The organism is Streptomyces murinus, from assembly GCF_002154555.1.
Taxonomy (GTDB): domain Bacteria; phylum Actinomycetota; class Actinomycetes; order Streptomycetales; family Streptomycetaceae; genus Streptomyces; species Streptomyces murinus.
The window spans coordinates 1-9,411 of sequence record NZ_MUNF01000148.1; the positions used below are offsets into that span (position 1 = coordinate 1).

Annotated in this window: 9 protein-coding genes and 1 pseudogene; 4 read left to right on the forward strand and 6 right to left on the reverse strand. The window is 71.0% G+C overall.

The genetic code is table 11. From position 1 onward, the window contains the following. Both CCN72_RS11425 and CCN72_RS11430 read right to left on the reverse strand, forming a co-directional pair. Positions 1-280: pseudogene (locus CCN72_RS11425) on the reverse strand (GNAT family N-acetyltransferase); the annotation flags it as partial. Between the two features lie 54 nt (positions 281-334). Next, positions 335-907 (reverse strand): flavin reductase family protein, encoded by a 573-nt coding sequence (locus tag CCN72_RS11430; RefSeq protein WP_161217736.1) that lies wholly within the window; start codon positions 905-907, stop codon positions 335-337. A gap of 304 nt (positions 908-1,211) precedes the next feature. On the opposite strand from CCN72_RS11430, the gene cdgB reads away from it, so the two are divergent. Both cdgB and CCN72_RS11440 read left to right on the forward strand, forming a co-directional pair. Beyond that, positions 1,212-2,864: a diguanylate cyclase CdgB gene (gene cdgB, locus CCN72_RS11435; RefSeq protein ID WP_086807423.1), complete on the forward strand. Its 1,653-nt coding sequence runs from the start codon at positions 1,212-1,214 to the stop codon at positions 2,862-2,864. A gap of 117 nt (positions 2,865-2,981) precedes the next feature. Then, a complete protein-coding gene (locus tag CCN72_RS11440; protein WP_086807424.1) occupies positions 2,982-3,884 on the forward strand; it encodes a CBM35 domain-containing protein in 903 nt (300 codons plus the stop codon). A gap of 111 nt (positions 3,885-3,995) precedes the next feature. On the opposite strand, the gene CCN72_RS11445 is transcribed toward CCN72_RS11440, so the two are convergent. The 4 genes from CCN72_RS11445 to CCN72_RS11460 form a co-directional block, all read right to left on the reverse strand. Beyond that, positions 3,996-4,337: a peptidase inhibitor family I36 protein gene (locus CCN72_RS11445; protein ID WP_158101340.1), complete on the reverse strand. Its 342-nt coding sequence runs from the start codon at positions 4,335-4,337 to the stop codon at positions 3,996-3,998. 139 nt (positions 4,338-4,476) lie between these two features. Further along, the gene (locus CCN72_RS11450; RefSeq protein ID WP_086807426.1) at positions 4,477-5,397 is read right to left on the reverse strand and encodes a 1-phosphofructokinase family hexose kinase; all 921 of its coding nucleotides are present in this window, start codon (positions 5,395-5,397) and stop codon (positions 4,477-4,479) included. 108 nt (positions 5,398-5,505) lie between these two features. After that, complete coding sequence (gene nagA / locus CCN72_RS11455) at positions 5,506-6,669, reverse strand: N-acetylglucosamine-6-phosphate deacetylase (protein ID WP_208637975.1); 1,164 nt, start codon at positions 6,667-6,669, stop codon at positions 5,506-5,508. Then, positions 6,669-7,607 (reverse strand): ROK family protein, encoded by a 939-nt coding sequence (locus tag CCN72_RS11460; protein WP_086807428.1) that lies wholly within the window; start codon positions 7,605-7,607, stop codon positions 6,669-6,671. The genes nagA and CCN72_RS11460 overlap by 1 nt, the downstream gene beginning before the upstream one ends. A 152-nt stretch (positions 7,608-7,759) precedes the next feature. On the opposite strand from CCN72_RS11460, the gene CCN72_RS11465 reads away from it, so the two are divergent. Continuing rightward, positions 7,760-9,016, forward strand: a complete 1,257-nt coding sequence (locus CCN72_RS11465) for an extracellular solute-binding protein (RefSeq protein WP_244174194.1) — start codon at positions 7,760-7,762, stop codon at positions 9,014-9,016. Positions 9,017-9,032: 16 nt separating this feature from the next. Further along, positions 9,033-9,257 carry a DUF3263 domain-containing protein gene (locus CCN72_RS11470; protein WP_086807430.1) on the forward strand — a complete coding sequence of 75 codons (225 nt, stop codon included), beginning with the start codon at positions 9,033-9,035 and terminating at the stop codon, positions 9,255-9,257. Positions 9,258-9,411 lie beyond the last annotated feature (154 nt).

Below are 9,411 nucleotides of genomic sequence, written 5' to 3' on the forward strand. Positions count from 1 at the left end.
CGGCGACGGAAGCGTCCGCCGCGATGTTCAGCCGCCACAGCCCCGACCGGCGGACGCTTCCGTCGCCGTACCAGTCGATGTCGAGGAAGGCCATCAGGAACCCGACCGGCCGAGTGCCGTCGAGGATCAGCCGCGGCCAGGCCACACCCGGAGGGTGGACAAAGGCCTCGGCGAGGGAGCGTTCCACCGGCTCCACCGCGTGTTCCTGGCCGGGCCGGACGCGAATACCGATCGCCGTCTCGAAATTGCGGGGCGTGATCTCTTCCAGATGCGGTGCCATCCGCGCACCCTAGGCGGCGAATTCACCACGCCACCACGGAAATAAAGCGGAGGATCAGCCCAACTGCCGGTAACGGCCCTGGAAATACGTCAGCGGGCCGCCCTCCGCGCTCGGCACCCGGGCGGTCAGCACCCGGCCGACGACCAGGGTGTGATCGCCCGCCGCCACCCGCTGCTCGGTACGGCACTCCAGCGTCGCGAGCGCGCCGCCGACCAGCGGGGCGTGGGTGACCTCGCCGCGGGTGTACGCGAGGTCCTCGAACAGGAGCCGGTCGCTGATGCGGCCCTTCATGGCGAAGCGGCCCGCGATGTGCCGCTGGCTCTCGGCGAGCACGGACACCGCCCACAGCGGCTGTTCGGCGAGCAGGTCGTCCATGCGTGAGCCCTCCCGCAGGCTGACCAGCACCAGCGGCGGATCCAGGGAGACCGACAGGAAGGCCGTGGCGGTCATGCCGACGTCCTCCACGCCCGGGGCGTCCGGGTCGTCGGGGTCGAGCGGCGGTTCCTGCGCGGTGACCAGGACCACGCCCGCGGCCAGCCGGGACATCGCGGCCCGGAACTCGTCGTTGCTCACCCCCTCAGCATGCCCGGAAGCGGCGAGGGCGGTGGGGGAAGGCGTCTTCAGCACGCCGGAAACGCTAGTCTGCGCTCTACGCCCGTCGCATCGGGCCTCCGGCCGAGCCGGGACCTAGGACCAGCGGCGGAGTGGAACCGGAAAGCAGGCATTCGGTGAACGCATGGAAAACGCCGAAACTCCGCCCAATTGTTCACGTTTTGCTGTGACTTGAGTCACAAGGGGCAGGAATTGTTGACCCTGTGTACCGGGTGGGCAGCGCGCTGTGATTCAGTGGCGGTGAAACTGCTGGAGCAACCACGAGGCGCCGAAGACGACGACCCTTGATTCGCTGCGAGGTCTCGGGGGGAGGGCGAGCATGGAGACCGAGTCGGAGCCGTATGTCCGTCTTGCGTCCCTGCGGCAGCTGCACCAGGTCATGGCGGACATGAACACGGCGCGCAGCCTGGCGGACACCTTGCAGACCGTCGCCGACGGCGTGGTCAACGCCCTCGGGTACGAGATGGCGGGCGTGAACCTCGTACGGCCCGACGGCGATCTCGTCGTCGCCGCGTTCTCCGGCAACTCCGCCGCCGAGGCCCTGATCACCGGCCGGGTCGGCTCCCGTGACGCCTGGGAGCGGCGCCTGGGGATGGGTGAGCGCTGGGGCGACCTCGTCTTCATACCGCACACCGAGGGCTGGGTGCTGGACGACGACGATGTGCCCCAGTGGTTCACGGACGGTCCCGCGCCCCGCTTCGAGGGCGAGTGGCATCCCTCCGACCGCCTCTTCGCCCCCATGTACACACCGGGCGCCCCGGGCGGCTCCTGCGGTGAGCTGCTCGGCGTCATATCCGTGGACCGCCCGCACAACGGCCGGCTGCCCGGCGCCTGGGGCCGCGAGGCCCTCCAGATGTACGCCTTCCAGGCCGCCATCGCGATCAGCAACGCCCGGCTGCGCTCCAATATGCAGCGCGCCCTGGTCCGCCTGGAGCGCGAGCAGCAGGCGCTGCGGGCGAGCGAGGAGAGTTTCCGACAGGCGTTCGAGTACGCGCCGTCCGGCATGGCCATCGCCGAGATGGGCGGCGAACAGCACGGCCGCATCCTGCGCACCAACGACGCCCTGTGCCGGCTGCTCGGCCGCCCGGCCTCCGCGATGCGCCGCTACGCCTTCTCCGACCTGGTGCACCCCGAGGACATCGGCACCCTGCTGCGCACCTCGGCGGAGGGCGGGCGCGCCGAGCTGCGCCTCGGCCGCCGCGACGGCAGCTATGTGTGGGTGTCGCTGCGCAACAGCGTGGTCGCGGACGCCGCCGACGGGCCCCGCTTCCTGCTCACCCACGTCGAGGACATAGAGGAGCGCAAGCGCCGCGAGCTCCAGCTCGCCCACCGCGCCTCGCACGACTCGCTGACCGGCCTGCCGAACTCCGCCGAGCTGCGCTCGCGGCTCGGCGCCCGGCTGTGCCGCCGCCCGGCGCACGCCCTGGAGTCCCTGGACGCGGCCTACGGCCACCACCCCGCCTTCGACGGCCCCACCGGGCACGGCTTCGACTTCGCGCCGGGCGCGGAGTCGTACGACGGCTACGACCACCATGTGCACACCGTCGCGCCCGAGGGCGAGCAGGACGACGGCACCAAGGGTCTCGCGGTGCTCTTCTGCGATCTGGACGGCTTCAAGTCGATCAACGACCGGTTCGGGCACAACGCGGGCGACGCCGTCCTGATCGAGGTCGCGCGGCGGCTGTCCCAGGGGGTGCGCGACGGTGACACGGTGGCCCGGCTCGGCGGCGACGAGTTCGTGATCCTCGCCGACGGGCTCGGCCGCGCGGACGCCGAGGACCTGGCGGTACGGCTGCGCAACGAGATCATCCAGCCGATCCGCGCCGAGGGCCGGGCGGTCCGGGTGGGGGCGAGCTTCGGCATCGGGTGGGCGCACTGCGGGATGACCGCCGACGAAGTGTTGAAGTCCGCCGACGAGCGGATGTACGTAGAGAAACGATCTCGTCCCAAACAACATCGCCGCGCGGGATGAGCCCCAGGTCAGCGTGTTGATGCGGTCTGCGTCACCTGTTTGGGCTAAGCGGAACGGGTAGGCTCGCCTTTCCAGCCATGACCGTATCCGTTCGCACCTGTTGAGGAGTACCAAGGGATGACGCCCGGCGACAACGGCGCGAGCACGCCCGAGGAAGACGACCCGTTCGGCTATCTGTACGCAGACGGCCAGGCCAGAGGAGCACAGCCGCCGTCCGGTGGTTACGGCTACCCGAACTCGGTCAGCAGGGTGCGCGCGGTCGGCGAGCGTCAGTACGGCCAGCAGCAGCCGCCCTATGTCCCGCAGCAGGGTGCCTACGGCCAGCCGAACGCGCACTACCAGGCTCCGGAGACGCTCCCCGGCGGCGCCCCGCCCGCGGGCCACGCCCCGGCGCCCGGCCCCGGCCGCCGCGGCCCCAACACCAAGGGCCTGCTGATCGGCGCGATCGCGGTGGTCGCCGCGGTGGTCATCGGCATCAGCGTCGCCATGCTCAACGGCAACTCCGACGACAAGTCCGACAACCAGGCCGGCACCACCCCGACCCAGTCCCAGAGCACGGACCCGACCCCGACGAGCAGCAGCTCGGCGGACGGTCAGCTGCCGAAGGTCGACGCGGCGGACAGTTCCGTGCAGCTGGCGGGCGGCACCTCGGTGGCCACGGACGTCAAGGGTGCGAAGGGTGCCGGGGGCAAGTACGTGGCCGGCCTCAACCAGGTGGGCGCCTCCGTCACCTGGACGGTCGCCGACGTTCAGAAGGCCGGTTCGTACCGTCTGTACGTGCGCTATGCGATTCCCGGTGTGGACGCCAATGCGACGGTGACGGTCAACGGCAAGTCCAACCAGCAGCCGCTGGGCATGAAGAACTTCATCGGCTCGCCGAAGGGCGACTTCGAAAAGGGCTGGCAGACCACCTGGGCTCCCGTCACGTTGAACCAGGGCTCCAACACGGTGACGATCGCCTGCGGCCAGGGCAACCAGTGCAACGCCCTCATCGACCAGCTCTACATCACCACGGCCTGAATCACCTCGTAGAGGCCGATGGGGTACGCCATGCGCGACAGCCGCCGGAGATGTTGATCTCCGGCGGCTGTCGCGCATGGTGAGCTTCAGGTCAAGCCCTTTTGGCGCACCTCAGCCCCAAATCTCAACCGAGTTGGCACTGCCGGGGTTGTCCGAGTAGGTGCCCGGCTTCAGAGTGACCAGCTTGGTGCCGGTGGCACAGCCGAGGGTGGCCTTCCAGAAAACCAGTGTGTAAGAAGTCTGGTTCGAGACGGAACGGGCGATGTGGGCGAGAGGGATGCAGCCGGGCGTTTCGGAGTAGACCGTCCTGGTCCCGGTCCTCTTCGTCCCCGACCATCCGCAGAACTTGCCCTTCGGGCAGGTGTTGGGATCGGCCGCCGCGGCCGGTGTGGCAAAGGCGCCGCCCAGCAACGCGCCGGTCACGGCCACCGCCGCCAGGCTCTTCGTGAGCATGCTCATATGAGATCCCCTATATCGGTCGCTACTGGTCAATGTAGCGAATGAGTGATCATTCGATCATTCGGCCGACATGGGAGAAAAGGGTACTTCTCGGCCAATCTGTCAGGCGGGCATGTCCGGCGAGGGGGCAAGGCTATGGCGCCGTCGTCACCGACACTCGCTCCAGGAGTCCCTCGTAGGTCGCGCGGTCGAACTCGCCCGCCGCGGGTGCCCGGACGGTGGCCGCCGAGAGGGCGATGGCGTGGGTGAGGCGCATCGGCCAGGGGAGGTGGGTCACCAGGCCGGACAGGAGTGCGGCGACCGCCGAGTCGCCCGCGCCGGTCGGGTTGCCGTGGACCCGGCCCGGCGGGGTGGCGCGCCAGCGGCCCTCCGGAGTCGTGGCCAGCAGGCCGTTCGGGCCCAGGGACGCGATGACCGTGTGGGCGCCGCGGCGGCGGGCGGATTCGGTGGCGCGCAAGGGGTCGTGGGAGCCGGTGAGTTCGGCCAGTTCGTCGGCGTTGGGCTTGATGATGTCGGGGCGGGCCGCCACCCCCCGGCGCAGCGGCTCGCCGCCGGTGTCCAGCAGGACCGGCACGCCCAGGGAACGCGCCGTGCGGATCAGACCCGCGTACGCCCCCACCGGAACCCCCGGCGGCAGGCTGCCGCACAGGGCCACCGCCGAGGCGCCGGAGAGCAGCTCCGTGTAGCGGTCCAGGAACGTGGCCCACTCCGCGGGCGCGATCTGCGGGCCCGGCTCGTTCAACTGCGTCGTGTCGCCGGAGTGTTCGTCCACGACCGCGATGGTGCGCCGCGTCGCCCCCGCCACCGGCACCAGCGCGTCCGTCAGCCCCCCGGTCCCGGCGAGTCCGTCCCGCACCGCCCGGCCCGTGCCACCGCCCGCGAACCCGGTGACCGTCACCTCGTGCCCGAGCGCCGCGAGCACCCGGCCCACGTTCACCCCTTTGCCGCCCGGGCGTTCGATGACCTCCGAGACCCGGTGCGAGGCGTGCGGACGCAGTGACCGCACCCGATAGGTGAGGTCGAGAGCGGTGTTCAGCGTGACCGTGAGGATCACCCGGGCTGCCTCCCTCGAAGCCGTCGTTCCGGGGCCCTGATCATGCCAAAGAGACGGCGGCCGACCCAGATGCGGGTCGGCCCCGATCGCAGGGAAAAGCCGGGCGTATCAGCCCAGTTGGGGAGCGACCACCCACTCGCCGTGCCGCATCACGCCCCGTACGTCGAAGTCCGCGTCCAGCAGCACCAGGTCCGCGTCCTTGCCGGGCTCCAGGGAGCCGACCCGGTCCGAAAGGCCCAGCAGCCGGGCCGGGTTGGCGGACAGGGCCTTCACCGCGGCCTCGACCGGCAGCCGGTCCACGGTCACCGCGCGCTTGAACGCCCGGTCCAGCGTCAGCGTGGAGCCGGCGATCGAACCGCCCTCCACCAGCCGGGCCACGCCCTCGCTGACCTCCACCTCCAGCGGGCCCAGCATGTAGCGGCCGTCGCCGATCCCGGCCGCGTCCATCGCGTCGGTGATGAACGCCACCCGGTCCGCGCCCGCGTGATGGAACGCCAGCTCCAGGGCGGCCGGGTGCAGATGCGTGCCGTCGTTGATCAGCTCGACCGTCACCCGCTCGTCCTCCAGGAGGGCCGCGACCGGACCCGGGGTGCGGTGGCCGAGGGCGGGCATCGCGTTGAAGAGGTGCGTGGCGACCGTGGCACCCGCCTCGATGGCGTCCACCGTCTGCTCGTACGTCGCGTCGGTGTGCCCGATCGCCGCGATCACCCCGTGCTCGGTGAGCAGCCGTACCGAGTCGATGCCGCCCGGCAGTTCGGCGGCGAGGGTGAGCATCCGGGCCTGGCCGCGCGCCGCGTCGATCAGCTTGCGTACCTCGGCCGGCTCCGGGTGGCGCAGCAGCGCCTCGGAGTGGGCGCCCTTGCGGCACGGCGAGATGAACGGCCCCTCGAAGTGGATGCCCGCGATGTCGCCCTGCTCGGCCAGCTCGCTGAGCAGCCCGGCCTGGCGGACCAGCAGGTCCATCTCGTCGGTGACGGTGGAGGCGACGAGGGTGGTGGTGCCGTGCGCGCGATGGGTGCGGATCGCGGTGAGGATCTGCTCGGCGGTACCGGAGAAGGAGGCGCCGCCGCCGCCGTGGTTGTGGAGGTCGACGAAGCCGGGGACCAGCCAGTGGCCGGACACGTCGAGCACGGCGGCATCCGCCGGGGGCGCGCCGGTGATGCGCGTGCCGTCGATGGCCACGGTGCCGTTCTTCACCGTGCCGGTGGGAAGCACCACGTTCGCGCCGGTGAGCACCTGCGGGTTCGTCGCGGCTCCTCTTGGACTGGCCATCAGGTGTCTACCTCCGGAGTAGAAGTGGTCGTCAGCAGATCCCGCGCGAGCAGGCCCGCGCCGAGGCAGCCGGCGGTGTCGCCGAGGGCGGCGGGGACGATGGACGGCAGTTTCTGGAAGGTGACCCGGCGCCGGACGGCGTCCCGCAGGGGCTGGAACAACACTTCCCCCGCCTCGGCGAGACCGCCACCGATGATCAGCGTGCGCGGGTCCAGCAGGGTGAGCGCGGTGACCAGACCGTCGGCGAGCGCGTCCACCGCCTCCTGCCAGACCCGCCGGGCGCCGGGGTCGCCCGCTGCGACGGCCCGCGCGCAGTCGGCCGCGTCCGCGTCCGGGTTCCCGCCGGCCGCCGCCCAGGCCTCGCTGACGGCGGCCGCGGAGGCGTACCGCTCCAGACAGCCGCGCTGCCCGCAGGGACAGAGCGTGCCCCCGGGCCGTACGACGACATGGCCGATCTCGCCCGCGAAGCCGTGCGCCCCGGACTCCACCCGGCCGTCGATCCCGATCGCGCCCGCGATGCCGGTGCCGAGTGGTACGAACAGAAAGCGGTCGGCGCCCCGGCCCGCGCCGATCCGGCCCTCGGCGAGCCCGCCGGTGCGCACGTCGTGGCCGAGCGCGACGGGCACCCCGAGCCGCTCCGCGAGCAGATCGCGCAGCGGTACGTCCTTCCAGCCGAGGTTGGCGGCGTAGACGGCGGTGCCGTGCTCCTCGTCGACGATGCCGGGCACCGCTATGCCGGCGGCGGCCGGCGGGCCGTAGTGCTCGGTGCCGTACGCGGACAGCTCGGCGGCGAAGTCGAGGATGCCCGCGACCACCGCGTCGGGGCCGCGTTCACGGCCGGTGGCGCGGCGGGCGTGGTGCAGCAGGGCGCCGTCGTCCCCGACGAGGGCGGCCTTCATCCCGGTACCGCCCACGTCCAGGGCGATGACATGTCTCACGGGGACAGTGTGGCCCGCTGACCCACGAGAGGTCTAGTCCACTCACGTGGTGTAGACCTTAGGCGTTCATCTGATTTATTTGTTCGGACAGCGGGGTTGGGGTTTTGACGGTGCGTCGGCGTACGGCAGGAATGATCGCGACGGTGTCCGCCATGGGCATGACCGCTTTCCTCGGCGGCTGCGGGAGCACGGGCTCCTCCGATGTGACCCTCAGACTCGTGGCCGCGGACTACGGCGACTCGGCGGGGAACAGCTCGCAGAAGTACTGGGACTCGCTGGTCAAGGAGTACGAGAAGACACATCCGGGCGTGAAGGTCCAGGTCAGCGTGTACTCCTGGAACGACGTCGACCGCAAGGTCAAGGAGATGGTCGACGCCGGGCACGCGCCGGACCTGGCGCAGATCGGCGCGTACGCCGACTACGCGGCGGCCGGGAAGCTCTACGCGGCCTCCGACCTGCTCTCCATCCGCACCCAGGCGGACTTCCTCTCCCAGCTGTCCGACGCCGGCCAGTGGAGCCATACGCAGTACGGCATCCCCTTCGCCGCCTCCACCCGGGTGCTCTTCTACAACAAGACGCTCTTCGCGAGCGCCGGCATCACCACGCCGCCCACCAGCTGGGACGAGCTGGCCGCGGACGCCAAGGCGCTCAAGGCGAAGGGCGTGAAGTTCCCCTTCGCGCTGCCGCTGGGGCCCGAGGAGGCGCAGGCCGAGACGATGCAGTGGCTGCTCAGCGGCGGCGACGGCGGTACCGGCGGCACGGGCTACACCGATGACATCGGCACCTACACCATCGACTCCGAGCAGAACGTGCGGACCTTCTCCTGGCTCAAGGACGACCTGGTCGGCAAGGGGCTGACCGGTCCGGTGGCGCCGGGCAAGCTGAACCGGGCGCAGGCGTTCGCGGCGTTCGCCGACGGGCAGGCCGCCATGGTCGACGGGCATCCCACGCTGATCCAGCAGGCCGAGGCGAAGGGCGTGCGCTTCGGCATGGTGCCGACACCGAGCCGGACCGGGCGGGCGCGGGCCTCGATGGGGGTGTCCGACTGGATGATGGCGTTCAAGCAGAACGGCCACGCCGACCAGGTCGGCGACTTCCTGAACTACGTGTACAGCGAGAAGAACGTCCTCGACTTCTCCCGCACCTACGGGCTCCTCCCGGTCACCACCTCCGCGTCCAACGCCATGAGCGCGTCGGACGCGGCTCCCGACAAGGCCCTGCACCCCTTCCTGGACCAGCTGGCCACGAGCGAGATGTACCCGGTGGGCAAGACCTCCTGGGCGCAGGTCAGCGCGGCCGTGAAGCAGAACATCGGCCAGGCCGTCGCGCCCGGCGGCAGCCCCGAGGGCGTTCTCACCCGGCTCCAGGCCACGGCCACGGCGGCGGACAGCGCGGCCAGCACCGGCTGAGCGCTACGGTTTCCCCATGGAACTGGGTGAGCGCGAGAAGGAGATCCTCGCACTGGAAGGCCGGTCCTTCGCCGGACCCGGTGCGAAGGAACGCGCCATCCGCGAGGACCTCCACCTCTCGCCGGTCCGCTACTACCAGCTCCTCAACGCCCTTCTGGACGACGAGCGCGCCCTCTCCCACGACCCGGTCACGGTGAACCGCCTGCGCAGGATCAGGGAGAGCCGGCGTTCGGAACGCTGAGGAGGAGTCCCAGGCGTGACAACCGCCCCCGCTGGATAGTGTCGGTACATGGATCCTCTGCCGAGCCCCGCCACCCAGGCCGGCCGGGACGGACTCGCCGCGCTGCTCGCCCACCCCACCGCCGCGGTGATCGGCCTGGACTTCGACGGCACCC

Bases quoted from the DNA above. Each gene is read 5' to 3' on its own strand.
- cdgB (WP_086807423.1), top strand. From the start codon at position 1,212: ATGGAGACCGAGTCGGAGCCGTATGTCCGTCTTGCGTCCCTGCGGCAG.
- CCN72_RS11440 (WP_086807424.1), top strand. From the start codon at position 2,982: ATGACGCCCGGCGACAACGGCGCGAGCACGCCCGAGGAAGACGACCCG.
- CCN72_RS11445 (WP_158101340.1), bottom strand. From the start codon at position 4,337: ATGCTCACGAAGAGCCTGGCGGCGGTGGCCGTGACCGGCGCGTTGCTG.
- nagA (WP_208637975.1), bottom strand. From the start codon at position 6,669: ATGGCCAGTCCAAGAGGAGCCGCGACGAACCCGCAGGTGCTCACCGGC.
- CCN72_RS11465 (WP_244174194.1), top strand. From the start codon at position 7,760: ATGGGCATGACCGCTTTCCTCGGCGGCTGCGGGAGCACGGGCTCCTCC.
- CCN72_RS11470 (WP_086807430.1), top strand. From the start codon at position 9,033: ATGGAACTGGGTGAGCGCGAGAAGGAGATCCTCGCACTGGAAGGCCGG.